Genomic DNA, 24,789 nt, shown 5'->3' on the forward strand with positions numbered 1-24,789 from the left:
AGCGGGGAGAAGATCTGGCCGTACGCGGGGAAACCCGTGGCCATAAATTGCGCGGTATTTGGCCGCACACGGGGAGCTTACGGAGACCGCCGTCAAACGCTTGCGTATACACCCACGTTCATCATCGGAGATCGTCATCAGCACCAACTCCGACCCGATCCTCTGGATCGGCACCGACACCTGCGCTCTCGGCCCGTACCGCGCCGACCTGGTCGAAACGTACTGGCGCTGGGAACAGGACCCCGCGCTTCTTGTCGGATACGGCCGACAGGCACCCGAGTCCCTCGAAGCCCGCATCGAGGGCATGGCCCATCAGCTCCGGGGCGAGAACATTCGCTTCACCATCTATGACCTGACCTCCGGAACCCCAGCCCCCGCAGGCGTCGCCACGCTGCTTCCGGACCACTCCGTACGGACCGCCGAATACGTGATCATGATGGCTCCCGAAGCGCGGGGGCACGGTCTCGGTACCCAGGCCACCCGGCTCGTCCTCGACTACGCCTTCCACATCACCAACCTGCGGATGGTCTGGCTCAAGGTCCTCGCCCCGAACATCGCAGGCGTCCGTGCCTACCAGAAAGCAGGCTTCCGTACTGTGGGAACGCTCCGCGAGTCCGGGTACTGGCTCGGGCGGGTATGCGACGAGATCGTCACGGACGCCCTCGCGAAGGACCGTACCGGCCCGTCCGTTGTTGTGCCCCTGCTGACCGGTTCTGCTGATGAACCCGCTGACGGAGCAGTCACTCCCTGACACGCGCCGCCGGGCACGCCCGGTCACACCATCGGACCTGACTGTAGGGGGGATTGTGCCGTCCGTGTGTCCTTCGGTGGCGTGGTCACGACGAGCGGGGCAGCTCGAACACCCGGCATGCATCGGGGTCGCCGAGCTGGTCGAACAGCACGATGTGGCTGTCCTTCTTGCTGACCTGAAGCCGGATGACGGCAGCCCCGTGTGGGGAGGAGTCCGTGGGCCGGGTCCGGCTGCAAGCCGAACTGCTGGCCGGGCGGGGGCCCGTCGATGTCCGTGCGGCGCGTGTGGTGCTGGGCCGCGAGCCGTCGAGCCCGCACGGCTTCGTCGTCCGGACGACCGTTCCGTTCTACCTGTAGGGGCCGCGCACACATGTCCGTGAAGCCCCTCGAACACGACCGTCGGTAGGGCGAGCTGGACCAGGTGATGCGCGCGTACCTGGGGCAGCCGCTGGACGCGTACCTCCGGCACACCTGGCCCACCCGGCCCTCGGCCATCGCGGAGGCGGAGCGCCGGCTGCGCGAGTCCCGATTCTCAACCCTGTGGGCGACTCGCCCCCGCATGGTGTGGCACCCAGTGGCACCTTGTGGCACCAGCGCTGTACGATGCGTAACATGACCGCACAGCCAGAGATCACCCAGCGCGATCTCCGCAACAGATCCCGGGAAATCATGGACGCCGTCCAGGGTGGGCAGTCGTTCACGGTCACCCGTGACGGGCACGAGATCGGCGAGTTGATTCCGCTGCGGCGGCGCAGGCGGTTCGTGCCTCGGGGGGAGTTCGCCGCGATGTCCCGGACCGCCTCGGGTTTCTCCGTCGACGCGTTCCGCGCGGATCAGCGGGACACTGCCGAGCAGGAGACGGATGATCCGTATGCCCGTTGAACGCCGGCCGTCCGCCGAGTACCGGCAGGGGCTGATCGACACCAACATCATGATCCTGCGCAAGTGGGTGGATCCCGCAGAGCTGCCCGAGGAGATGGCGATCACCGCCGTCACTCTGGCCGAGCTGTCCGCAGGGCCGCACGAGGTCCGCAGGAACGAGGAGCAGACCGACTACGACGAGTACACCGAGCGAGCCAGGCGACTCGATGTGCTCCAGCGTGCGGAGAGCGAGTTCGATCCCATTCCGTTCGGTGCCGAGGCGGCCCGTATCTACGGCAGGGTCTGTGCCGCGGTGATCGCCTCCGGCCGTAAGCCCCGGCGTCGTGTCGCGGACCTGATGATCGCGGCGATTGCGGTCGCGGAGGATCTGCCGCTTTTCACCACGAACCCGGATGATTTCAAAGGACTGGACGGCGTCCTTACGGTAGTCCCGGTGACGCGTCCGAAAGTCCTCCACGACCGATGAACCCATACGTGCCGGTACGGACGGGCGTGGGCCCGTCCGTACCGGTGTGTGCTGCTCGGGCTACTTGGTCACGGGCAGCTCGATGTAGGTCTTGCTGCCGAGGTGCACGGTGACACTGCCCGCCGGATTGGTGGGGGCGATGCGGGGGGAGTCGCCGCCGCCGAGGGTGACGCGCAGTTTCTCGCCGGGCTTGAACTGCCAGTGGGCCTGGCCGAGTTGGACGGTGTACTGGGTGGGGGCGCCGGGGGTGACAGGTTTGGCCTTCGACAGGCCGTCCCGGAGCTGGGCCCGCAGGTATCCCGTTTCGATCGGCAGGACGCGGCCGTCCGGGAGGACGGTCTCCAGCTTGCTGACGAAGTACGTGTCCTTCGCGTCGATGGACGCGTTCAGGTGGAGGGTGACCGGGCCCGCGACCGTGGTGTTCCTGGTGAACGCCGGGAGGGTGAAGGTGGCGCGGCTGGTCGCGTAGCGACCGTCCGGCAGGGTGGTGTCCAGCTCGGCTCTGGCCTGGTCCTGGCCGGCGTCGTAGGGCAGCGTTCCGGTGACGCCGACCGAGGGGCCGTCGACCGGGTTGACCTGGTAGTCGAATCCGGTGCGGGCGGGGGCCTTCCTGGCGAGCGCGCCGTCCGCCGTCGGGTACAGGCGGGTGCCGGACGTGGACGTCGAGGGCCATGTGGCGTAGCCGTGCCAGCTGCCCGATGCCTTGGCGGAGGTCGACGCGTAGCTGATCACACGGTCCGGCGGCAGCTTCGCCCCGGGGCGCTTGGCCAGCCAGTGGTCGAACCACTGGAGGATGGTGGAGTACGAGATCGCGTTCTCGGGGTCCACCCAGGAGGCGGCCGGATCCGCCCCGGGGACCTGGAGGAACCCGCCGTGGACCCAGGGGCCGTTCAGCAGCCAGGTCTGCCGGGGCCGCTGCTTGAGGGCGTCGAAGCCGCCGTTCTTGAAGATGTCGAAGTAGCCGCCGATGTGCAGCGCCGGGACGTCGACGTCGGCAAGCTTGTTGGTGGTGACGGCCTGCTTCCAGAACCCGTCGTAGAGCGGGTGCTGCTGGAAGCTGCGGAGTGTGTCCGTGTGGGCCTTCGGGCTGATCACCGGCCCGCCGGTGGCCCACCAGGAGCCGTTGGTCGAGGGCACTCCGCCGGGGTACACCCACTCCGAGTAGATGTCGGTGGGGGAGACGATGGGGATGATGGCGCGCAGATGCGGCGGCTTCAGCGCGGCGGCGCGGTAGGTGGTGATGGAGCCGTAGCTGCTGCCCAACTGCCCCACGTCCCCGGTCGCGCCCGGCTGTCGTGCCAGCCATTCGATCAGGTCGTAGTTGTCGGTGGTTTCCTTGGGCTGGAACCACGAGGGGAAGTCGCCCGTCGAGTATCCCGACCCGCGGACGTCGCAGTTCAGGACGTTGTAGCCGCGTTCGGCCAGATACATGGCCTCCGGATTGGCCGCGAACTTGGTGTAGGGCGTGAAGTCGGACAGCAGGCTCGGATGTCTGCCGCTGTCGGGCTTGCCGTCGCGGCCCGGCCGGAAGAGATGGCAGGCGATGCGGACACCGTCCCGCATCTTCACCCGCACCTGCGAGTGGACGCTTTCGTACTGGGCCGGCCGGTCGTAGCGGAGCCAGTCGCGGATGGCCTGGGGGGCGGGCGAGTCGAGCAGCCCGGGGGTGGTGGCCCCGGGCGCGGCGGAGGCGGTGGAGTGCACCGGTGCCGAGGCGAATCCGGTCAGGGCCAGGGTGGTTGCCAGGGCGGCGGCGATCAGTCCGCTTTTCCGCTGGCGGGGACGACGTGTCACAGCGTCACTCCCTCGTGATCTGTGAGTCGGACTGGGGGGATGGGGGGCACGTACATCGCGGGTACGTAAATGGGTACGTTAGTACCGGGAAATGGGCCGGTCAACGGTCGAGCTCCCTGTGGCGGCGCAGTCCAGGACGCCATGGTGAAAGGTGTGGCTCCCTCGTGTCGCGCGGGAGCCGTACTCGTACCGCGTCCGCCTCGCCAGGCCGGAAATCGACTGTGGTAATTTGCCGGGGCCAGTCGAACCCATGTACGTGGGTCAGGGAATCCGGTGCGAATCCGGAGCTGACGCGCAGCGGTGAGGGTGACGGGCGGGGCATCGGCCACTGGACGCAGCAGTCCGGGAAGGCGCCTCGTCCGGATGATCCCGAGTCCGAAGACCTGCTGGCCCCCTCCGTTCCTGTCCGGGGGCGGGGGAGCACCGTACGAACGGGCTCCGCGGATGGGCCCTCGAACGCAGAGGATCTTTCCCGTGCTGATAGCGCGCCCCTTCCGTAGTACCGCCCTGCTCGCCGCCGGGGCATTGATGCTGACCGCCTGCGGGGGTGGGGGAGCCGCCGAGTCGGGCAAGGACGCGGGCAAGGCCGCCGCCTCCGCCGCCGGGTATCCGCTGACCGTCGAGAACTGCGGGGAGAAGATACGGATCGGGGCCGAGCCCCGCCGGGCCGTGTCGCTCAATCAGGGCACCACCGAGATCATGCTCTCGCTCGGGCTCGCCGACCGGATGGTGGGCACCGCGACCTGGACCGACCCGCTGCCCAAGGCGCTGGTGAAGGCCAACGCCAAGGTGCCCAGGCTGGCCGACAACTACCCCTCCTTCGAGAAGGTCCTCGACACCGAGCCGGACTTCGTCGCCTCCTCCTTCCTGTCCACGCTCGGCAAGGGCGGAGTGGCCACGCGGGCGCAGTTCGCGAAGGTGGGCGTCCCCTCGTACGTATCGCCCGCCGACTGCACCAAGAACGACAAGGTCGTGGGCACGGACGGTGCCCGGTCCACCCCGCTGACCATGGAGATCATCTACCAGGAGGTACGAGATCTGGCCAAGATCTTCGGGGTGGAGAAGCGCGGGGACGAGGTCGTCGCCGGGCTGAAGGCGCGGATGGCCGCCGCCGTGAAGGGCATCGACCCGGCCAAGGCGAAGAAGACCACCTTCCTCTACTGGTTCGCCAACTCCGAGTCGCCCTACATGGCCGGCTGCTGTGGCGCCCCCGGGATCATCACCAACGCGGTCGGCGCGAAGAACATCTTCGACGACACCCATGACGAGTGGCCCCAGATCAACTGGGAGACCGTCGCCGACCGCAACCCCGACTTCCTGGTCATCGGTGACCTCACGCGCAAGGCGCAGACCGCCGAGACCGCCGCGAAGAAGATCGAGTTCCTGGAGACCAACCCGGTCACCAAGAAGATGGACGCGGTCAGGCACAAGCGGTACGTCCTGCTCAGCGGCCAGGCCATGAACCCCACCATCCGTACCGTCGAGGGGGTCGAGAAGGTCGCCGCCGCGCTGCGTGGGTACGCGCCCGCCAAGTGACCGGGGCCCAGGCGGCCGAGGACCGTCCGGCCGGAGTCCAGGAGTCCGAGGCTCGGGCGACGGAGAGTCCGGCCGGGACCCGTACGGCCGGGACCCGTACGGCCGGGACCCGTACGGCCGGGACCCGTACGGCCGGGACCCGTACGGCCGGGACCCGTACGGCCGGGGCTCGGGAGGCCGAGGACCGTACGGCCGGGGCGGGTGTGGCCGGGGTCCGGGTGGCCCGGGGGCTGCTGCTCTGGGGCGGCGGCCTCGCCGCGCTCATCGGGTCCGTCGCCGTCGCGATCACCATCGGCCCCGCCAGCATCGGCGTCGGTGACGTCTGGTCCGTCGTCGCGGCCCATCTGGGCTGGGGCGGGTCGGCCGTCGAGGCGGGTGTCACCCCGATCCGTGACGGCATCGTGTGGAACCTGCGGCTGCCGCGCACCCTGCTCGCCGCCGTCTGCGGCGCCGGGCTCGCGGTGTGCGGTGTGGTCATGCAGTCCCTGCTGCGCAACCCGCTCGCCGACCCCTTCGTCCTCGGCGTCTCGTCCGGGGCCTCGACCGGCGCGGTGCTGGTGGTCGTCCTCGGGATCGGCGGCGGCGCGCTGTCGATCTCGGGCGGGGCGTTCCTGGGAGCGCTGCTGTCGTTCGCGATGGTGCTGCTGCTCAGCCACATACTCGGCGGGACGACGGACCGCGTCGTGCTCTCCGGGGTCGCGGCGATGCAGCTCTTCTCCGCGCTGACCTCGTTCGTGGTGATCACGTCGGCCGACGCCGAGACCACGCGCGGGGTGCTGTTCTGGCTGCTCGGCTCGCTCTCCGGTGCCGACTGGGCCGAGGTCTGGATCGGCGCCGCCGTACTGGTGGCCGCGCTGGTGGTGTGCGGCGGGTACGCCCGTACCCTCGACGCGTTCGCCTTCGGGCAGGACGCGGCGGCGACGCTGGGGGTCTCCGTGGCCCGGACCCGGCTGGTGCTGTTGTCCGTGACCGCGCTGCTCACGGCAGCGCTGGTCAGCAGCGCGGGGGCGATCGGCTTCGTCGGTCTCGTCCTGCCGCACGCGGCCCGCGCGCTGGTCGGGCCCGGCCACGGCCGGCTGCTGCCGGTCACGGCGCTGGCCGGGGCGGTGTTCCTGGTGTGGGTCGACACGCTGGCCCGTACGGTGCTCGAACCGCAGGAGGTTCCGGTGGGTGTGGTGACGTCGCTGATCGGCGTGCCGGTGTTCGTACTGGTCCTCTACCGGGGGCGGAGGGTGGCTCCATGAGTGGGGACACGGAGATGCGTACGGGGCTGCGCGCCGACCGCGTCAGCCGTACCGTCGGCGGCCGGATCGTCCTCGACGGGGTCGGTATCGCGCCGTCGCCCGGCTCCACCGTGGGGCTGCTCGGGCCGAACGGCTCCGGCAAGTCCACCCTGCTGCGGCTGCTCTCCGGGGTCCTCGCGCCCTCCTCCGGTGTGATCACCCTCGACGGCGTCCCGCTCCCCGAGCTGGGCCGCAGGTCGCTGGCCAGGCGGGTCGCGGTGGTCGAGCAACAGGCCGACACCCAGGTCGAGTTGACCGTACGGGATGTGGTGCGCCTGGGCCGGCTCCCGCACCGCCGCGCCTGGATTCCGGCGCCCGTGGGCGATGACGGGCCGGTGACCACGGCGCTGCGGCACACCGGGCTCACGGAGCTCGCCGGGCAGTCCTGGCACACCCTCTCGGGCGGCGAGCGCCAGCGCGTCCAGATCGCCCGCGCGCTCGCCCAGGAGCCGCGCGAGCTCCTCCTCGACGAGCCCACCAACCACCTCGACATCCAGCACCAGCTGGACCTGCTGGCCCTGGTCGCGGCCCTCCCCGTCACCAGCGTCATCGCCCTGCACGACCTGAACCTCGCGGCGATGTACTGCGACGAGGTCGTGGTGCTCAAGCAGGGCCGGGCCGTGGCCGGGGGCAGCCCCCGCGAGGTCGTCACCGAGGACCTCATCGCCGATGTGTACGGCGTACGCGCCAGGGTCACCCCGGACGGCCCCGACGGCCGCCCGCACGTCCGCTTCCTGGGCACGGTCCCGGCCACCGGCTGATCCCGGCCACCGGTACCGCCCCGGCGGCGATTACCGGTGGTTCGGGGGACACCCGGCCCTCTTGTTGCATATGCTTCGCAGGTGCCCAGTTACCGCATCCGAACCGCGACCCCCGACGACCTCGACGCCGCCCGCGTCGTGATGCTCGATACCGTCTACCGAGACTTCGGTACGGGGTATGTGCCGCGCTGGCACGCGGACATCATCGATCCGGCCGCCGCGTACCTCGTACCCGAACGGCACACCCTGCTGGTCGCGACCGATGAGAACGCCGAGGTGGCGGGCGTCGCGGCGCTCGACTCCCGGGGGCCCGAGCACCCGCCCAACCCCCGCTGGCTCGCCGAGCGTTACCCCTCCGGGGAGACCGCGCAGCTGCGCCGGGTGTACGTACGGCCGGACCACCGCCGTCAGGGGCTGGCGCGGGCGCTCGTGCGTGAACTCGTGGCCTTCGCGGCGACGGCGGGCGGTTACCGCTCGGTCTATCTGCACACCGACCCCTCCGTCCCCGGCGCGGAGGCGTTCTGGCGGTCGATGGGGAAGGCGGTGTGCGACGAGCGGCTGGAGCCCGGGGGAGGTAACGGAATCGTACATTTCGAGATACCCGCCCATTGATGAAAACGGTTGTCATGTAATCTCTTCCTTGTTCGTCCCCCTGGCAGAGATCTCCCGTGTCCGGCGCGCGGAGACCGCAGAGAACGAGGAATCAGAGGACCATGCGCTCCGTCCGACGCCACCACCGACTGGCCGCTGGCCTGCTGCTCGCCCCCCTGCTCACCGGCTGTTTCGCCGCCGGTGAGGGGGCCGGTGACTCGTCCGCCAAGGCTTCCGCCGACGGCAGGCGCCTGCGGATCGCGCTGGCCTTCCCGCCCGCCGAGAACCTCTCTCCGTATGGCGCGGACGCGACCATCCTCAGCCGGCTCGGCGTCACGGAGGGGCTGACCAGGCTGGACGGGAACGGCTCCGCGGCCCCCGCGCTCGCCGAGTCCTGGACCCGGGAGAACGACCGCACCTGGCTCTTCACCCTCCGCGACGCCCGCTTCCAGGACGGCACCGCCGTCACCCCGGCCGCCGTCGCCAACTCCCTCACCCGCGCCACGAAGGCCAGCCCGCTGCCCAGCGCGCTCGCCGGGGTCGAGCTGACGGCCAAGGCCGCCGGTGACCGGCGGGTCCGGATCACCACGGCCGAGCCCGACCCCGTCCTGCCGCTGCGGCTGGCCGGCCCGAGCCTGGCGGTGCTGGCACCGAAGGCGTACGCGAAGACCACGGTGAACCCGGTCTCCACGGCCACCGGACCGTTCGAGCTGACCAAGGTCACCGGCTCCACCTCCGCCGCCCTCGACCGCTTCGACGACTACTGGGGCGGCCGCGCCCAGGCGTCCGGCATCGACGCGAAGTTCATCGCCGACGGCACGGCCCGCGCCAACGCGCTGCGCACCGGCGAGGAGGACATAGCCGAGGCGCTGCCCGTCTCGCAGGCCGCGTCCCTCAAGAAGGGCACCGCGCGCGAGATCGGCACCGCCCGTACCACCAGCCTCCTGCTCAACACCCGTTCCGGAGCCTTCGCCGACCCGAAGGTCCGGGCCGCCGCGCGTGCGGCGGTCGACACCTCCGTACTCGCCAAGAACGTGTACGAGGGGTACGCCGACCCCGGCCAGGGCATCTTCGGGCCCGCGCTGACCTGGGCGAAGTCCAAGCGCGTCGCACCGACCGGGCGGCCCGCGGCGGCTGACGTCAAGGGGACCACGATCACCCTCGCCACGTACGACAACCGGCCCGAGCTGCCCGAGGTCGCGCAGGTCCTCCAGCAGCAGCTGGAGAAGGCCGGTTTCACGGTGAAGCTGACGGTCCGGGAGTACTCCCGCATCGAGAGCGACGCGCTGGCCGGGAAGTTCGACGCGTTCATCTCCGCGCGCAACACCATGCTCGACACCGGTGACCCCGTCTCGATCCTCTCCTCCGACTACACCTGCGACGGCACCTACAACCTGTCGCGCCTCTGCGACAAGGCCGTCGACAAGGCCGTCGGCGCGGCGGACGCCATCGCCGACCCGGAGAAGCGGCAGGACGCGGCGATGGCGGCGGAGGCCAGGATCCTGTCCACCGACGCGGTCGTCCCGCTCGTCCACCAGCGGAACATCCTGGGCGTCGCGCCCTCCGTACAGGGCGCGCTCCTCGACCCGTACGAGCGCACCCTCGTCGCCACCGGCACCCGGCGCTGACCGCTGTGGTCCGGATACCCCGGCTGCCGGGGGTGACCGTCCTGTGGCGGGCCGCTCTCACGGGCGCGCTGCTGTGCGCCATCGGGCTGCTGCCCTGGCTCTCGCGCACCGACCCCGCGCTCACCGTGCTCAAGGCGCGTTCGGCCGAACGCGATCCGGCGCCCGAGGTGCTGGCGGCCGTACGCGAACAGCTCGGACTCGACGCCGGGCCACTGCCTCTGCTGGGGCGGTGGCTCGGCGGGCTGGTGCGCGGTGACGCGGGTGAGTCCTGGATATCGGGCTCCGCCGTCCTGCCCGGAGTCGTCCAGGCGCTGGGCGTCTCGCTGCTGCTCATGACCGTCGCGATGGCGGTCGCGCTCGCGACGGCGGGCGCGGTGTGCGCCCGTACGCTGTGGCTCGGCGCCGGCGGCCGGGCCCTCGGGACCCGGTCCGGCGGGGCGGCGGCGATGATCGCCTCGCTGCCGGAGTTCCTGACGGCGTCCGTACTGGCCACCGTGGTCGGCGTCCAGCTCGGCTGGCTGCCCGCGCTCGGCTGGTACGGGCCCCCGTGGCTGATCCTGCCCGCCCTCGCGCTCGGCCTGCCCGCGGGCGCGCTGCTCGGCCGGATGCTCGACGACTCGCTGCCCGGCGCCTTCGCCGAACCGTGGGCGCTGGCCGCGACCGCGCGCGGGATCACCGGGCGGAGCATCGCCCGGCAGGCGCTGCGGCGCTGCTTCCCCGGACTGCTGCCCAACCTCGGGCTGTTCGTCGTCGGCCTCACCGGCGGCTCGGTCGCCGTCGAGCAGATCTTCGACATCCCGGGGCTCGGCCGGCTCACCCTCCAGGCCGCCATCGCCCAGGACCTGCCCGTCCTCCAGGCCGGGACCCTCGCGCTCCTGCTGCTCGCGGCGCTCGCGGGCGGGCTCGCGCGCGGGCTGGCCCAGCTGATGCTCGGGCCCGTCCTGCGCGACGGCGCGCTCCAGTCCCTGCACCGGCCGTCGCCGCCCGCCCGCTCCGTACTGCCGCTGGTGTACGGCGGGGCGCTGCTGGCCGTCGTCTGCGCCGGGCTGACGCGCGACCCGCTGGTGCTGGACACCGCCGCCCGGTTGCGCGCGCCCTCCTGGGCGCACCCCTTCGGCACGGACGCGCTCGGCCGCGACGTGCTGGCCCGGGTCGGCCACGGCGCGCTCACCACGCTCGCCCTCGCGCTGGCGGTGAGCGTCGCCGCGCTGCTGATCGGGGTGGCGCTGGGGCTGGTCCCGAGGGTCTCGGGCGCGGCCGTCGACACCGTCAACGCCATCCCGCCCGTGCTCGCGGGGCTCCTGGTCGTGGGGGTCGCGGGCAGCGGCCCGTACACCCCGGCGCTCGCCGTGGCGGCGGTCGCCTGGGCACCGCTGGCCGCGCACACCTCGGCGCTGCTCCGTCAGGAACGCGCCACCACCCATCTCACCGCCACCCGCGCGCTGGGCGCGGGCCCGTTCCATCTCCTGCGGTACGAACTCCTGCCCGCCGTCGTCCCGCCCGTCGCCCGCCACGCGCTGCTGCGGCTGCCCGCCGTGGCGCTGGCGCTGGCCTCCCTCGGCTTCCTGGGCCTCGGGGCACAGCCCCCGTCCCCCGAGTGGGGCCTGCTCATGGCCGAGAACCTCCCGTACGCGGAACGCGCGCCCTGGTCGGTGCTGGCACCGGCCACCGTGCTCGCGCTGCTGGGCGCGCTGGCGGTATCGGCGTCGGGCGGGGTACGGCTGCGGAAGCCCGTACGTGTAAGAGGGCTTGCCACGGCGGGCCCGAGGCAAGCCCCATGACCGAAAAGACTGCCACTGTGCCCCCGATATCCTCGCCGTCCCCGGTGTCCCGATTCGGTCTCTGGAAAGACCTCACCCCCCTGCTCCGCCTGCTGATCCTCACCCAGCTCGCCTTCAACATCGGCTTCTTCGCGGTGCTGCCCTTCCTCTCCGAGCACCTCGGGGCGGCGATCGGCATGGCGGGCTGGCTGGTCGGGTTCGTCCTCGGGTTGCGCACCTTCAGCCAGCAGGGGCTGTTCGTGGTCGGCGGCGCGCTCACCGACCGGTACGGCGTACGGCCCGTGGTGCTGGTGGGCTGCGTGCTGCGGATAGCGGGCTTCGCCTGGCTCGGGTACGCGGACGAGACCTGGTCGGTCATCGCCTCCGTCCTGCTCATCGGCTTCGCCGCGGCCCTGTTCTCGCCCGCCGTGGAATCCGAGGTCGCCCGCCAGGCGGTGGCCAGGGAGGAGGCGGGCGAGGGGCCGCGCACGGGGGTGCTGGCGCTGTTCACCGTGGCGGGCCAGGCGGGGGCGTTCCTCGGACCGCTGCTCGGGGCGCTGCTGCTGTCCGTGGACTTCCGTACGGTGTGCCTCGTGGGCGCCGGGGTCTTCGTCCTCGTCCTCGCCGGACATCTGTGGCTGCTGCCCCAGCACATCCCGGGCCGGACCCGGGTCAGCGGGCCGGGCGCGCTGCGGGCGATGCTGGTCAACCGGCGTTTCATCGCGCTGTGCGTGGCGTACGGGACGTATCTGCTGGCGTACAACCAGCTCTACCTGGCGCTCCCGGCCGAGGTGGAGCGCGCGGCGGGCTCCCAGGCGCCGGTGGCCTGGCTGTTCGCGCTCTCCTCGCTGCTGGTCGTCACCACCCAGCTCCCGGTCACCCGCTGGGCGACCGACCGGCTCGACCTCCGCCGCTCCATGGGCGCCGGGCTGGTGCTGCTCTCGGCGGGCTTCGCCCTGGTCGCGGCTGCCCTCCCGGCCGGCTGGACGGGCACCGGCGGCCTGCTGCCCGCCGCCGGTTTCGTCGTCCTGCTCACCCTGGGCCAGATGCTCATCGCCCCGGCCGCCCGCGCCTGGATCCCCGACCTGGCCCCCGACGGCCGCCTCGGCCTCTACATGGGCGCGCTCTCCTCGGTCTCCGGCCTGATCGTCCTGATCGGCAGCTCGGCCACCGGCTCCCTCCTGGACGCGGGCCTGCCGGGCGCGGCGGTCTGGCTCGTCCTGGCGGCGATACCGCTCGCGGCGGTGGGCGTCCTCCCGAAACGGGAGCGCACGGCGGGGGCGTGAGCGCCGTTGGGGACTCCGGGCGCCCCGGCGGCCCCCCCGGCGCACCGGCCGCTTCCGGAGCCGGACGGGCCGCGCTACGGGGCGTCGCCCGGCCGCGACATCCGTAGCGCCAGTTCGCGCAGCAGTTCCTCCGACGAGATGTCCGTACGTCCGCTGTCGTGCACCCGGGCCAGTTCCGTATAGATCTGGGCGAACGCGCCGATCAGCTGCATGACGGCGGGCAGCGCCGCCTCGGTCACCGCGTGGGCCGCTTCCAGCGGGGTGGCGTCGGGGGCGACCGTGAAGGACGGGAACACCTCGGCGAGCAGCGCGCCGAGCTGGCCCGAGCCCTCGCGCGCGGCCGGATCGGAGACGCCGTCGCGGTCCGCGGCCGTGCGGAGCCACTCCGAGGAGTGGGTGAGAATGCCGATGGCCCTGAGGACGACTTCGCTCTGCTCCATGTCCCGACTCTAGGGGGGCGCACAAGAGGGGGCGCACATCTTCGCAATTCGAGCGTCGGTGCGAATCGAAAGTGGGGAAAACCCGGACGCGGCGCCACTGTCGGACCTACTCTCGAAGGGTGTCCGGAGCATCGGGCCGCGTGCTCGTTGTCGACGACAACAGGGTCATCCGGCAGCTGATCAGGGTCAACCTTGAGCTTGAGGGGTTCGAGGTCGTGACCGCGGCCGATGGTGTCGAATGCCTGGACGTGGTCCACGAGGTCAGGCCCGATGTCATCACACTCGATGTGGTGATGCCCCGGCTCGACGGGATGCGCACCGCCGCCCGCCTCCGCGCCGATCCGCTGACCGGCGGAGTGCCGATAGCGATCATCAGTGCCTGTACGCAGCACGAGGTGGAGGCCGGTCTCACCGTCGGGGTCGACGCCTTCCTCGCCAAGCCCTTCGAACCGTCGGAGCTGGTCGGGCTCGTACGGCGGCTGTCGCGTCAGGAGGGCCCGCCGTCCCTGGACGGCAGACGCGGCGCCGGGCGGGCGGGATCCACCCGGGGGTGACCGCATCGCGGAACCGGCTGGCGGACAGCCCCCTGTCCCTGGATGGCAGACGCGGCGCCGGGCGGGCGGGATCCACCCGGGGGTGACCGCATCGCGGAACCGGCTGGCGGACAGCCCCCCCTCCGCCCGTACGCTTGTCCCGTGACCCCCGCCGAGCTCTCCCGCACCGTCTGGCACGCCGTGTGCCGCGCGGTCGAGGACGACGCCCTGCCGGGGCCCGTCCCCGACCGGGTCACGGTCGAGCGGCCCCGCCCCGGCGGCCGCGGCGACTACGCCACCAATGTCGCCCTGCGGCTCGCGGGCCCGGCCGGCCGGCCGCCCCGCGAGGTCGCCGAGATCCTGCGCGTCCGGGTCGCCGCCACCCCCGGCATCGACCGGCTCGTCGACCGCATCGAGATCACCGGCCCCGGGTTCCTGAACTTCACCCTCGCCCCCGACCGCGCCCCCGCGCTGGTCCGCGCGGTCCTGCGCGCCGGGACGCGGTACGGCCACGGCGACACCCTCGCCGGTACGGCCACGGCCTTCGCGCCCGCCGCCGAACCGAGGGCCGCCCTGTGGACCCGTACCGTCATGGAGCTGCTCCGCGCCCAGGGCGGAGCGGCGGCGACCGGCACGGACGGCGCCGAGCGGCTCGCGGTCGTGCCGGTGGCCGACCCCGGCGCACTCGCCGCGCTCGGGCCCGACGCCGCCCGCTGGGCGCTGTTGGCGACCGCGGCGCGGGACCGCCCGTACACCGGCCCCGGACTGTTCGTGCAGCGGGAGAGCAACCCCCTGTTCCGTACGCGCTACGCGTACGCCCGCACGCGCGCCCTCGCGCGCGGCGCGGCCCAGCTGGGGATCGCCCCCGCGTACACCGCCCCCGAACCCACGCACACCACGCTCCTCACCGCTCTCGGCGACCACCCCGCCGTCCTCGAAGCCGCCGCCCGGCTGCGCGCGCCCGACCGGCTCGCCCGCCATCTGGAACACACCGCGGAGGCGTTCCTGCGTTTCCAGGAGACCGCCCGTCCGCTGCCGCTCGGCGACGAGAAACCCTCGGCCGCCCACCGCTCCCGGCTCGCGCTCGCCGAAGCCGCCGGGGCCGTGCTGGCCGGCGGTCTGTCCCTGCTCGGCGTCGATGCCCCAGAACACCTCTGAACGACCAGGAAAGCCACGAACATGAGCCGCTCCGCACACCCCGCAGGCCCCCGGCACGCCGATGTCCTGACCGAGGGCCACTACAGCGCCCCGGCCGCCGACCTCAACGTCCTCGACGCGAAGGTCTGGTCGCGCACGGTCCGCCGCGACGACGACGGCGTCGCGACCGTCGGGGGCATCGAGGTGACTCGGCTGGCCGAGGAGTTCGGCACGCCCGCCTACTTCCTCGACGAGGACGACTTCCGCGCCCGCTGCCGCGCCTGGTCCGACGCCTTCGGCGCGGACGCGGACGTCTTCTACGCGGGCAAGGCGTTCCTCTCCCGCGCCGTCGTGCGCTGGCTGCACGAGGAGGGGCTCAACCTCGACGTGTGCTCCGGGGGCGAGCTGGCCACCGCGCTGTCCGCCGGGATGCCCGCCGAGCGCATCGCCTTCCACGGGAACAACAAGTCGGCGGCCGAGATCGAGCGCGCCGTCGCCGCCGGGGTCGGCCGGATCGTCCTCGACTCCTTCCAGGAGATCGTCCAGGTCGCGCACATCGCCCGGCGCCTCGGCAGGCGCCAGCCCGTACAGATCCGGGTCACGGTCGGGGTGGAGGCGCACACACACGAGTTCATCGCCACCGCGCACGAGGACCAGAAGTTCGGCATCGCGCTCGCCGGCGGCCGGGCGGCCGAGGCGGTCCGCAGGACGCTGGCGCTCGACTCCCTCGAACTGACCGGGATCCACTCGCACATCGGCTCGCAGATCTTCGACATGGCGGGCTTCGAGGTCTCCGCCCGCCGCGTCGTCCAGCTCCTCGCCGAGGTGCGCGACGAGCACGGGGTGGAGCTGCCCGAGATCGACCTCGGCGGCGGCCTCGGCATCGCGTACACACCGGAGGACGACCCGCGCGAGCCGCACGACATCGCCAAGGCGCTCAGCGACATCGTCACCCGTGAGTGTGAGTCCGCCGGGCTCGCCACCCCGCGCATCTCGGTCGAGCCGGGACGCGCGATCGTGGGCCCGACGGCCTTCACGCTGTACGAGGTCGGCACCATCAAGCCGCTCGAAGGGCTGCGGACGTATGTCAGTGTGGACGGCGGCATGTCCGACAATATCCGTACGGCCCTGTACGACGCCGAGTACAGCGTGGCGCTCGTCTCGCGCCGCTCCGACGCCGAGCCGATGCTGACCCGGGTGGTCGGCAAGCACTGCGAGAGTGGTGACATTGTCGTACGGGACGCGTTCCTGCCCGCCGACCTGGCCCCCGGTGACCTGCTCGCCGTGCCCGCCACCGGCGCCTACTGCCGCTCGATGGCGAGCAACTACAATCACGCGCTCCGCCCGCCCGTGGTCGCCGTCAGGGACGGCGAGGCGCGGGTGATCGTCCGGCGCGAGACGGAGGAAGATCTTCTGCGTCTCGATGTCGGTCACTGAAATACATGTCTCGCAATCTGGACGAAGGACAGAAATTCCCGTCCGGTGAGTGAGACTGGTTCGCACTGAGGCTGTATCTCTGCTGGCTGTATCCCCGCACTGTCTGCTGTACCTGTCGAGCTCGAAACGGCTGTGTTGATGAAAGGCGTAGGTCGGATGATGCGTACGCGTCCGCTGAAGGTGGCGCTGCTGGGCTGTGGTGTGGTCGGCTCAGAGGTGGCGCGCATCATGACGACGCACGCCGATGACCTCGCCGCGCGGATCGGGGCCCCGGTGGAGCTGGCCGGGGTCGCCGTCCGGCGCCCCGCCAAGGTGCGCGAGGGCATCGACCCCGCGCTGGTCACCACCGACGCCACCGCCCTGGTCAAACGCGGCGACCTCGATGTGGTCATCGAGGTCATCGGTGGCATCGAGCCCGCCCGTACGCTCATCACCACCGCGTTCGAACACGGTGCCTCCGTCGTCTCCGCCAACAAGGCGCTGCTCGCCGAGGACGGCGCGACGCTGTACGAGGCCGCCGCGCGCCACGGCCGGGACCTGTACTTCGAGGCGGCCGTCGCGGGCGCCATCCCGCTGGTCAGGCCGCTGCGCGAGTCCCTCGCCGGGGACAGCGTCAACCGGGTCCTCGGCATCGTCAACGGCACGACCAACTTCATCCTCGACCGGATGGACACCCAGGGCGCCGGCTACTCCGAGGCGCTCGACGAGGCCACCGCCCTCGGCTACGCGGAAGCCGACCCGACCGCCGACGTCGAGGGCTTCGACGCCGCCGCCAAGGCCGCCATCCTCGCCGGGATCGCCTTCCACACCCGGGTGCGGCTCGACGACGTACACCGCGAGGGCATCACCGAGGTCACCTCCGCCGATCTCGCCTCCGCCAAGCAGATGGGGTGCACGGTCAAGCTCCTCGCCATCTGCGAGCGCGCCGCCGACGGCCGGTCCGTCACCGCGCGCGTGCACCCGGCGATGATCCCGCTCGGCCACCCGCTGGCCTCCGTGCGCGAGGCGTACAACGCGGTCTTCGTCGAGGCGGCGGCGGCCGGCCGGCTGATGTTCTACGGGCCCGGCGCGGGTGGCTCCCCGACGGCGTCCGCCGTCCTCGGCGACCTGGTCGCGGTCTGTCGCAACCGGCTGAGCGGGACCACCGGACCCGGTGAGTCCGCCTACACCCAGCTGCCCGTCAGCCCCATGGGCGACGTGGTGACGCGCTATCACATCAGCCTCGACGTGGCCGACAAGCCGGGCGTGCTCGCCCAGGTCGCGACGGTCTTCGCCGAGCACGGCGTATCGATCGACACCGTCCGCCAGAAGGGCCGGCAGGACGGAGGCGGCGAGGCATCCCTCGTCGTCGTCACCCACCGCGCGCGGGACGCGGCCCTCTCGGGGACCGTCGAAGCGCTGCGCAAGCTCGACACCGTGCGCGGTGTCGCCAGCATCATGCGTGTTGAAGGGGAGTAAGGGACCCATGACCAGCAATGGCACCCGTGAGGGCACCCATCAGTGGCGCGGCATCATCGAGGAGTACCGGGACCGCCTCCCGGTGACGGACACGACGCCGGTCGTCACGCTCCGCGAGGGCGGTACGCCGCTCGTTCCCGCGCAGGTGCTCTCCGAGCGGACCGGCTGTGAGGTGCATCTCAAGGTCGAGGGCGCCAACCCGACCGGGTCCTTCAAGGACCGTGGCATGACCATGGCCATCACCCGCGCCAAGGAGGAGGGCGCCAAGGCGGTCATCTGCGCCTCCACCGGCAACACCTCCGCCTCCGCCGCCGCGTACGCGGTACGGGCCGGGATGGTCTGCGCCGTCCTCGTACCCCAGGGCAAGATCGCGCTGGGCAAGATGGGCCAGGCGCTCATCCACGGCGCGCGGATCCTCCAGGTCGAGGGGAACTTCGACGACTGTCTGACGCTGGCTCGCTCGCTCTCCGACAACTACCCGGTGGCGCTGGTCAATTCGGTCAACCCGGTACGCATCGAGGGCCAGAAGACCGCCGCGTTCGAGATCGTGGACGCGCTCGGCGACGCCCCCGACATCCATGTCCTGCCCGTCGGCAACGCCGGCAACATCACGGCGTACTGGAAGGGTTACACCGAGTACGCCGCCAACGGTCCCGCCGCCCGCACCCCGCGCATGTGGGGGTTCCAGGCGTCCGGCTCCGCGCCGATCGTACGTGGCGAGATCGTCAAGGACCCGCACACCGTCGCCACCGCGATCCGTATCGGCAACCCGGCGTCCTGGCAGTACGCGCTGGCCGCCCGTGACGAGTCCGGCGGCTTCATCGACGAGGTGACGGACCGTCAGATCCTGGCCGCGTACCGGCTTCTCGCCTCCCAGGAGGGCGTGTTCGTCGAGCCCGCCTCGGCCGCCTCCGTGGCCGGCCTGCTCAAGGCCGCCGACGAGGGCAGGGTCGACCCCGGCCAGCGCATCGTCTGCACCGTCACCGGCAACGGCCTCAAGGATCCCGACTGGGCGGTCGCCGGAGCGCCCCAGCCGGTCACCGTACCGATCGACGCGGTCGTCGCGGCGGAGCGCCTCGGCCTGAAGTAGGACCGGACGGCGCGCGGGCCGGGGCCCGCGAAAGCGCCGTATCCATGGCAAGACCGACATAGGCGCACAGGAGGCCCGGCGACACGCATCGTGCGCCTCCTGTGCGCCCTATGTCGCGGCGGAACCATCCTTCGATAGGCTGTAGCCAACCCACCCCGCCGCATATGCCGCGTGGTGTTGATGCCCCCGTGGCCCGCACGGCTCCCGGGTGTTGTGAAACCTCTCCACCTCCTCGAACATCCGATTCCCCAGTTCGTGTAGCCGATCAGTCGATTCGTTGCATTCGTTGTCATTCGTTGTCATTCGTGATTCGTGCAGTCAGCAGTTCACGCAGCCACAAGGAGAGTTGTCGAAGCGATGGCCGGTCCCGCCTTCCGCGCCGCCGCCGTACGGGTGCGCACCCCCGCCACCAGCGCCAATCTCGGTCCGGGCTTCGACGCCCTGGGCCTGTCGCTGGGGCTCTACGACGATGTGGTCGTCCGCGTCGCCGACTCCGGTCTGCATGTCGATATCGCGGGTGAGGGCGCCGAGACGCTCCCCCGCGACGAGAGCCATCTGCTCGTACGTTCGCTGCGTACCGCCTTCGACCTGCTCGGCGGACAGCCGCGCGGTCTGGAGGTCGTCTGTGCCAACCGCATTCCGCACGGCCGGGGCCTCGGCTCCTCGTCGGCCGCGATCTGCGCCGGGATCGTCGCCGCCCGCGCGGTGACGATAGGCGGCGACGCGCGACTCGACGACGCCGCGCTGCTGGAACTCGCGACCGAGATCGAGGGACATCCCGACAATGTCGCGGCCTGTCTGCTCGGCGGGTTCACCCTCGCCTGGATGGACGGGGGAGCGGCGCGCGCCATCAGGATGGATCCCGTGGATTCCATCGTTCCGGTGGTTTTCGTTCCCGGCAAGCCGGTTCTGACGGAGACCGCGCGCGGTCTGCTGCCGCGCACCGTCCCCCATGTGGACGCGGCGGTCAACGCCGGCCGGGCCGCACTGCTCGTCGAGGCCATGACCAGACGTCCCGAACTGCTCCTGCCGGCCACCGAGGACCGTCTCCACCAGGACTACCGGGCCCCGGCGATGCCGCAGAGCCTCGCGCTGGTCAACCGGCTGCGCGCGGACGGCGTCCCCGCGGTCATCTCCGGAGCGGGCCCCACGGTGCTCGCACTGGTCGAGGACGGTACGGCCGACAAGGTCGCACGGCTGGCGGGCGAGGGATGGGCGGCCAACCGGCTCTCCCTCGACGCCAGGGGTGCGAGCGTTCTGCCGCTCGGCTCGTCGTGACAAGTGATTGCCGGTGAACGAGAGGGGGAATGTTGTTGGAGCCGGTAGTGTTAACCTCAAGTCTGCAGCCGACGTCTTTCAGGCGCGGTGCTTCGTGTCCCCTTTCGGGACCACCCTTCTTCCGGGAGCCTCCCCAACTGCCTGAGCAGCCTGCCTGAGCAGTTTTGAGCACGCACCGGAACCGGCACGACACCCCCCGTTCTTCCCCACGGTGGGCCGAGCAGGGGGACCTCGGGCCGGACCCATGGCACGTACGCACGTTTGCAGATTTCTTTTCTCCGCCGTACCCGGCGGGACCACCGCCCCGGCACGGTCCACAAGATGGGACCGCAGCCGGACAGCACAACCGGTCGCCGAGCCAGAAGGCCGACGTCCGCTCCAGGGAAGGACCCTTCGTGAGCGACACCACCGATCTGATGGGCGTGACTGCCGACAGCACTGTCGACACCACCGCGCCCGCCGAAGGTGCTGCCACTGGCACCACCGCACGGCGCCGCCGCTCCGGCACCGGCCTTGAGGGCATGGTCCTGGCCGAGTTGCAGCAGGTCGCGTCGGGCCTCGGCATCAGGGGCACCGCGCGGATGCGCAAGAGCCAGCTGATCGATGTCATCAAGGAAGCGCAGGCCGGATCCGCGCCCGCGTCCAAGAACGCCGACAGCTCCGACGCCGAGACCAAGCCGAAGCGCCGCGCGACCTCCAAGGCCCGTACGGGCGAGGCCGCGACGGGTGCCGAGGAGACAGCCGGCAGGGCCGAGAAGGCTGCCGCCCAGCAGCAGATCGAAATCCCCGGCCAGCCCGCCAGCGACGAGCAGCCCACGGGCGAGCGCCGCCGTCGCAGGGCCACCGCGCAGGCCGGCAGCCCCGACACCAGGACCGAGGCCCAGACCGACGTCAAGGTCGAGGCACAGCCGGACACCAGGGCCGAGGCCGCCGTCTCCGCCTCCGCGCAGCAGGACACCGACGGCCGCCGCGGCGACCGCCAGGACCGTGGCCAGCGCGGTGAGCGCGACCGCGGTGACCGGGGCGACCGCCGCGACCGTCAGCGCGACCGCCGTGGCAAGAGCGACGAACAGCAGGGCGGCCAGCAGCAGGGCGGCCAGCGCCAGCAGCGCGAGAACCGCGGCGAGAACCGCGGCGAGAACCGCGGCGAGAACCGCGGGGAGGGCCGTGGCGAGAACCGCGGCGGCGGCCAGGGCGCCCAGACCAGCGGCCCGCAGAACAACGGCCCGCAGGACGACTTCGACGGCGAGGACGGCGGACGCCGTGGCCGTCGCGGCCGCTACCGCGACCGCCGTGGCCGCCGTGGCCGCGACGAGTTCGGTCCCGGTGAGCCGCAGGTCGCCGACGACGATGTGCTGATCCCCGTCGCGGGCATCCTCGACATCCTCGACAACTACGCGTTCATCAGGACCTCCGGTTACCTGCCGGGCCCCAACGACGTGTACGTCTCGCTCGCCCAGGTCCGCAAGAACGGCCTGCGCAAGGGCGACCACGTCACCGGCGCCGTCCGGCAGCCCAAGGACGGCGAGCGCCGCGAGAAGTTCAACGCGCTCGTCCGCCTGGACTCCGCCAACGGCATGGCGGCCGACTCCGGCCGGGGCCGTCCCGAGTTCCAGAAGCTGACCCCGCTCTACCCGCAGGACCGGCTCCGGCTGGAGACCGACCCGGGCGTACTGACCACGCGGATCATCGACCTGGTCGCCCCGATCGGCAAGGGGCAGCGCGGTCTGATCGTGGCCCCGCCGAAGACCGGCAAGACCATGATCCTCCAGGCCATCGCCAACGCGATCACGGTCAACAGCCCCGAGTGCCATCTGATGGTCGTCCTCGTCGACGAGCGGCCCGAAGAGGTCACCGACATGCAGCGGTCGGTCAAGGGCGAGGTCATCTCCTCGACCTTCGACCGTCCCGCCGAGGACCACACCACCGTCGCCGAGCTGGCCATCGAGCGCGCCAAGCGCCTCGTCGAGCTGGGTCACGACGTGGTCGTCCTGCTGGACTCCATCACCCGCCTGGGCCGCGCGTACAACCTCGCGGCGCCCGCCTCCGGCCGCATCCTGTCCGGTGGTGTCGACTCGACCGCGCTCTACCCGCCGAAGCGCTTCTTCGGTGCCGCGCGCAACATCGAGGACGGTGGCTCGCTGACCATCCTGGCCACCGCGCTCGTCGAGACCGGCTCGCGCATGGACGAGGTGATCTTCGAGGAGTTCAAGGGCACCGGCAACATGGAGCTGAAGCTCGACCGGAAGCTCTCCGACAAGCGCATCTTCCCGGCGGTGGACGTCGACGCGTCCTCCACCCGCAAGGAAGAGATCCTGCTCGGCAGCGACGAGCTGGCGGTCGTCTGGAAGCTGCGCCGGGTGCTGCACGCGCTCGACCAGCAGCAGGCGATCGAGCTGCTGCTCGACAAGATGAAGAAGACGAAGTCGAACGCGGAGTTCCTGCTCCAGATCCAGAAGACGACCCCGGGCGGCGGCAACGACTGACCCGGGGCTCCTTCGGGACCCGACCATCCGGTGAATCCGTCTCGTCGCTCCGGCGGCGAGGCGGATTCACCGTTTTCCGGGCCGGTACGCGGTCGTGGCCGCCCGGCGGGCCCGTACCGGCCGGGTGGTCCGGAAACGGGACGTACGGTCCAGTACATGGACCAACCCGGCGGTATCGGAGACCTTCGCCACACCCCCTGTCCCGGCCCCTGAGCGGCCCGCGGGCGGATCCGTACGTCGAAACCGCAGGTGAGGGCCGATGTGCGGGCCGCGGGTCGGGCCGCGGCCGGCTGTGCGTCCGCCCGGCTTCCCGCGCGCTTCCACCACGTGCTGTGGAACCCTTGGGGGTGCTTCACTGTCTGTACAAGTGGCGACATAGTGCGCCTCATCACCACGGCAGGAGGTAAGCCGGGGCCAGTACTACGGACAGAGGAAGACCATGACCGACCCGATCAACAGCCGAATACGCGGCCGGGGCAAACGCCGCAAACCGGTGAGCGGACGCAGACGCGCGACCACCTTCGTGGCCTGGTCGGCCGGGGCGCTGGTGCTGGTCGGTGGGTCCGGGCTCGGTTACGTGTACTTCAAGCTCGACGGCAACCTCCGGGGCGTCGACATCAACGCCCAGCTCGGCCGGGACCGCCCGGCCAACGCCGACAACGGCTCCCAGGACATCCTCGTCCTCGGCTCGGACTCCCGCGCCGGAGCCAACGCCAAGTACGGCAAGGACGGCGGCGGCGCCCGCTCGGACACCGCGATGATCGTCCACGTGTACAAGGGCCACAAGAAGGCCGCCGTTGTCTCCGTACCGCGCGACACCCTCGTCGACCGCCCCGACTGCACCGACAGCGCGGGCCGGACCGTGGCGGGCCAGCGGCTGGCCATGTTCAACACGGCGTACGAGGTCGGCGGACCCGCCTGCGCGGTCAAAACGGTCGAGCAGATGTCCGGTATCCGCATGGACCACTACATCGAGGTCGACTTCACCGGCTTCAAGCGGCTCGTCGACGAGCTGGGCGGGGTGAAGATCACCACCACCCAGGCCATCGACGACACCAAGAGCCACCTCAAGCTCGCCCCCGGTACCCACACGCTCGACGGCGAACAGTCCCTCGGCCTCGTACGGACCCGGCATGGCGTCGGCGACGGCAGTGATCTCGGCCGGATACAGCTCCAGCAGTCCTTCGTCAAGGCGCTGATCGAGCAGGTCAAGTCCATCGGCCTGTTCAGCAGCCCGAAGAAGCTGTACGACCTCGCGGACACCGCCACCAAGGCGATCACCCCCGACTCCCAGCTCGACTCGGTCAACGAACTGATCGGCTTCGCCGACGGCCTCAAGAGCCTCGGCGCCAAGGACGTCCACATGGTCACGCTGCCGGTACGGTACGACCCGGCCGACCCGAACCGCGTCCTGCCCCTCACCGAGGCCGCCCGGCAGGTCTGGACGGCGCTCGCCCGGGACAAGCCGATCCCGGCCTCCGCGACCAAGGACTCCGCGGGCGACAAGGGCCCCGCCCGCACCGTGGTCGAGACCGCCGCCACCGGCTGAGAGCCCGGGAATAGTTTCGGCCGCCCCCCGGTTTTGGGAGATACGGCCGGTCCTGGCAGACTGGTGCGTCGGTCCCGGTTCACGTACGAGCAAATCCGCGCGTACGACCCGGCACCCTCCCGAAACTAGGAGAATCCCTTGAAGCGCGACATTCACCCCGCGTACGTCGAGACCCAGGTCAGCTGCACCTGCGGTGCGTCGTTCGTCACCCGCAGCACCATCGAGTCGGGCAGCATCCGCGCCGACCTGTGCTCCGAGTGCCACCCGTTCTACACGGGCAAGCAGAAGATCCTCGACACCGGTGGCCGTGTGGCCCGCTTCGAGGCCCGCTTCGGCAAGGCCGCTGCCGCCGCCAAGAAGTAGCGAGTCATCCGCGCCGGTTCCCGGTGCCCCCTTTCCCCAGGGGGCACCGGGACCGGCGCTTTGGCGTGGTCGTGTTTCCCGGCTCGCTGCGGGCCCGCGACGCCCAGCACGCACTCCCCCGGCTACCGCTGGGAGGTGCCCCCACGCTGCGTCGTCGGAGTCGCCCTGGTGCATCCGGTACGGGGACGATCTCCCCCGGACTCCGTCCGGGGGTACCCCCACCGCCTCGCGATTGCACGCACCGGGCGCCGCGGCCATCCCGCAGCGATCCGGGAAACACC

At 71.4% G+C, this 24,789-nt stretch carries 22 protein-coding genes and 1 riboswitch; of the genes, 20 read left to right on the forward strand and 2 right to left on the reverse strand.

Annotated features, from left to right (window positions below):
* Positions 1-157 precede the first annotated feature (157 nt).
* The 4 genes from ACIP8W_RS00005 to ACIP8W_RS00020 all read left to right on the forward strand — a co-directional run bounded on the left by ACIP8W_RS00005 (position 158) and on the right by ACIP8W_RS00020 (position 2,098).
* Positions 158-751 carry a GNAT family N-acetyltransferase gene (locus ACIP8W_RS00005; protein WP_401947403.1) on the forward strand — a complete coding sequence of 198 codons (594 nt, stop codon included), beginning with the start codon at positions 158-160 and terminating at the stop codon, positions 749-751.
* A gap of 185 nt (positions 752-936) precedes the next feature.
* Positions 937-1,107: a hypothetical protein gene (locus ACIP8W_RS00010; RefSeq protein ID WP_401946595.1), complete on the forward strand. Its 171-nt coding sequence runs from the start codon at positions 937-939 to the stop codon at positions 1,105-1,107.
* A gap of 255 nt (positions 1,108-1,362) precedes the next feature.
* On the forward strand, positions 1,363-1,632 hold the full coding sequence (locus tag ACIP8W_RS00015) for a type II toxin-antitoxin system Phd/YefM family antitoxin (RefSeq protein WP_401946593.1): 270 nt from the start codon (positions 1,363-1,365) through the stop codon (positions 1,630-1,632).
* The gene (locus tag ACIP8W_RS00020) at positions 1,622-2,098 is read left to right on the forward strand and encodes a type II toxin-antitoxin system VapC family toxin (RefSeq protein WP_401946590.1); all 477 of its coding nucleotides are present in this window, start codon (positions 1,622-1,624) and stop codon (positions 2,096-2,098) included. The genes ACIP8W_RS00015 and ACIP8W_RS00020 overlap by 11 nt, the downstream gene beginning before the upstream one ends.
* 60 nt (positions 2,099-2,158) lie before the next feature.
* Here the strand turns inward: ACIP8W_RS00020 and ACIP8W_RS00025 are convergent, their stop codons facing one another.
* Positions 2,159-3,892: a CocE/NonD family hydrolase gene (locus ACIP8W_RS00025; protein ID WP_401946588.1), complete on the reverse strand. Its 1,734-nt coding sequence runs from the start codon at positions 3,890-3,892 to the stop codon at positions 2,159-2,161.
* A 222-nt stretch (positions 3,893-4,114) separates the two neighbouring features.
* Positions 4,115-4,298, forward strand: a riboswitch (cobalamin riboswitch).
* A gap of 38 nt (positions 4,299-4,336) precedes the next feature.
* Here ACIP8W_RS00025 and ACIP8W_RS00030 point away from each other — a divergent pair.
* From ACIP8W_RS00030 to ACIP8W_RS00060, 7 genes are all read left to right on the forward strand, one after another.
* Positions 4,337-5,428: an ABC transporter substrate-binding protein gene (locus ACIP8W_RS00030; protein ID WP_401946586.1), complete on the forward strand. Its 1,092-nt coding sequence runs from the start codon at positions 4,337-4,339 to the stop codon at positions 5,426-5,428.
* Between the two features lie 203 nt (positions 5,429-5,631).
* Entirely contained in the window at positions 5,632-6,672 is a 1,041-nt protein-coding gene (locus ACIP8W_RS00035) for a FecCD family ABC transporter permease (protein ID WP_401947401.1), read from the forward strand.
* On the forward strand, positions 6,669-7,472 hold the full coding sequence (locus ACIP8W_RS00040; RefSeq protein ID WP_401946583.1) for an ABC transporter ATP-binding protein: 804 nt from the start codon (positions 6,669-6,671) through the stop codon (positions 7,470-7,472). The genes ACIP8W_RS00035 and ACIP8W_RS00040 overlap by 4 nt, the downstream gene beginning before the upstream one ends.
* A gap of 81 nt (positions 7,473-7,553) precedes the next feature.
* The gene (locus ACIP8W_RS00045) at positions 7,554-8,084 is read left to right on the forward strand and encodes a GNAT family N-acetyltransferase (RefSeq protein ID WP_401946580.1); all 531 of its coding nucleotides are present in this window, start codon (positions 7,554-7,556) and stop codon (positions 8,082-8,084) included.
* 101 nt (positions 8,085-8,185) lie between these two features.
* Entirely contained in the window at positions 8,186-9,691 is a 1,506-nt protein-coding gene (locus ACIP8W_RS00050; RefSeq protein WP_402201437.1) for an ABC transporter substrate-binding protein, read from the forward strand.
* 14 nt (positions 9,692-9,705) lie between these two features.
* Positions 9,706-11,472, forward strand: a complete 1,767-nt coding sequence (locus ACIP8W_RS00055) for an ABC transporter permease subunit (protein WP_402201606.1) — start codon at positions 9,706-9,708, stop codon at positions 11,470-11,472.
* Positions 11,469-12,737, forward strand: a complete 1,269-nt coding sequence (locus ACIP8W_RS00060) for an MDR family MFS transporter (RefSeq protein WP_401946575.1) — start codon at positions 11,469-11,471, stop codon at positions 12,735-12,737. The genes ACIP8W_RS00055 and ACIP8W_RS00060 overlap by 4 nt, the downstream gene beginning before the upstream one ends.
* A 74-nt stretch (positions 12,738-12,811) precedes the next feature.
* On the opposite strand, the gene ACIP8W_RS00065 is transcribed toward ACIP8W_RS00060, so the two are convergent.
* Positions 12,812-13,177 (reverse strand): hypothetical protein, encoded by a 366-nt coding sequence (locus tag ACIP8W_RS00065; protein ID WP_401946573.1) that lies wholly within the window; start codon positions 13,175-13,177, stop codon positions 12,812-12,814.
* A 71-nt stretch (positions 13,178-13,248) separates the two neighbouring features.
* Here ACIP8W_RS00065 and ACIP8W_RS00070 point away from each other — a divergent pair, with 71 nt between their 5' ends.
* From ACIP8W_RS00070 to rpmE, 9 genes are all read left to right on the forward strand, one after another.
* The gene (locus tag ACIP8W_RS00070; RefSeq protein ID WP_402148584.1) at positions 13,249-13,731 is read left to right on the forward strand and encodes a response regulator transcription factor; all 483 of its coding nucleotides are present in this window, start codon (positions 13,249-13,251) and stop codon (positions 13,729-13,731) included.
* A gap of 141 nt (positions 13,732-13,872) precedes the next feature.
* Positions 13,873-14,868, forward strand: coding sequence for an ArgS-related anticodon-binding protein NrtL (nrtL, locus tag ACIP8W_RS00075; protein ID WP_402201440.1), 996 nt, complete (start codon positions 13,873-13,875; stop codon positions 14,866-14,868).
* Between the two features lie 21 nt (positions 14,869-14,889).
* Complete coding sequence (gene lysA / locus ACIP8W_RS00080; protein WP_401946566.1) at positions 14,890-16,284, forward strand: diaminopimelate decarboxylase; 1,395 nt, start codon at positions 14,890-14,892, stop codon at positions 16,282-16,284.
* 156 nt (positions 16,285-16,440) lie between these two features.
* Complete coding sequence (locus tag ACIP8W_RS00085; protein WP_401946564.1) at positions 16,441-17,742, forward strand: homoserine dehydrogenase; 1,302 nt, start codon at positions 16,441-16,443, stop codon at positions 17,740-17,742.
* A gap of 7 nt (positions 17,743-17,749) precedes the next feature.
* Positions 17,750-18,832 (forward strand): threonine synthase, encoded by a 1,083-nt coding sequence (gene thrC, locus ACIP8W_RS00090; protein ID WP_401946561.1) that lies wholly within the window; start codon positions 17,750-17,752, stop codon positions 18,830-18,832.
* Positions 18,833-19,189: 357 nt separating this feature from the next.
* Positions 19,190-20,110, forward strand: a complete 921-nt coding sequence (gene thrB, locus ACIP8W_RS00095) for a homoserine kinase (protein ID WP_401946559.1) — start codon at positions 19,190-19,192, stop codon at positions 20,108-20,110.
* 395 nt (positions 20,111-20,505) lie between these two features.
* Complete coding sequence (gene rho, locus ACIP8W_RS00100) at positions 20,506-22,596, forward strand: transcription termination factor Rho (protein ID WP_402148589.1); 2,091 nt, start codon at positions 20,506-20,508, stop codon at positions 22,594-22,596.
* A 439-nt stretch (positions 22,597-23,035) separates the two neighbouring features.
* Positions 23,036-24,145: an LCP family protein gene (locus ACIP8W_RS00105; RefSeq protein ID WP_402201443.1), complete on the forward strand. Its 1,110-nt coding sequence runs from the start codon at positions 23,036-23,038 to the stop codon at positions 24,143-24,145.
* Between the two features lie 138 nt (positions 24,146-24,283).
* A complete protein-coding gene (gene rpmE, locus ACIP8W_RS00110; protein WP_401946550.1) occupies positions 24,284-24,508 on the forward strand; it encodes a 50S ribosomal protein L31 in 225 nt (74 codons plus the stop codon).
* The last annotated feature ends 281 nt before the right edge of the window (positions 24,509-24,789 follow it).

This window comes from Streptomyces sp. NPDC088554, from assembly GCF_044752945.1.
In the GTDB taxonomy this organism is placed as follows: domain Bacteria; phylum Actinomycetota; class Actinomycetes; order Streptomycetales; family Streptomycetaceae; genus Streptomyces.

Bases quoted from the DNA above. Each gene is read 5' to 3' on its own strand.
- ACIP8W_RS00020 (WP_401946590.1), top strand. From the start codon at position 1,622: ATGCCCGTTGAACGCCGGCCGTCCGCCGAGTACCGGCAGGGGCTGATC.
- ACIP8W_RS00015 (WP_401946593.1), top strand. From the start codon at position 1,363: ATGACCGCACAGCCAGAGATCACCCAGCGCGATCTCCGCAACAGATCC.
- ACIP8W_RS00105 (WP_402201443.1), top strand. From the start codon at position 23,036: ATGACCGACCCGATCAACAGCCGAATACGCGGCCGGGGCAAACGCCGC.
- ACIP8W_RS00050 (WP_402201437.1), top strand. From the start codon at position 8,186: ATGCGCTCCGTCCGACGCCACCACCGACTGGCCGCTGGCCTGCTGCTC.
- ACIP8W_RS00010 (WP_401946595.1), top strand. From the start codon at position 937: ATGACGGCAGCCCCGTGTGGGGAGGAGTCCGTGGGCCGGGTCCGGCTG.
- ACIP8W_RS00030 (WP_401946586.1), top strand. From the start codon at position 4,337: ATGGGCCCTCGAACGCAGAGGATCTTTCCCGTGCTGATAGCGCGCCCC.
- ACIP8W_RS00040 (WP_401946583.1), top strand. From the start codon at position 6,669: ATGAGTGGGGACACGGAGATGCGTACGGGGCTGCGCGCCGACCGCGTC.
- lysA (WP_401946566.1), top strand. From the start codon at position 14,890: ATGAGCCGCTCCGCACACCCCGCAGGCCCCCGGCACGCCGATGTCCTG.
- ACIP8W_RS00085 (WP_401946564.1), top strand. From the start codon at position 16,441: ATGATGCGTACGCGTCCGCTGAAGGTGGCGCTGCTGGGCTGTGGTGTG.
- thrB (WP_401946559.1), top strand. From the start codon at position 19,190: ATGGCCGGTCCCGCCTTCCGCGCCGCCGCCGTACGGGTGCGCACCCCC.
- ACIP8W_RS00060 (WP_401946575.1), top strand. From the start codon at position 11,469: ATGACCGAAAAGACTGCCACTGTGCCCCCGATATCCTCGCCGTCCCCG.
- ACIP8W_RS00065 (WP_401946573.1), bottom strand. From the start codon at position 13,177: ATGGAGCAGAGCGAAGTCGTCCTCAGGGCCATCGGCATTCTCACCCAC.
- thrC (WP_401946561.1), top strand. From the start codon at position 17,750: ATGACCAGCAATGGCACCCGTGAGGGCACCCATCAGTGGCGCGGCATC.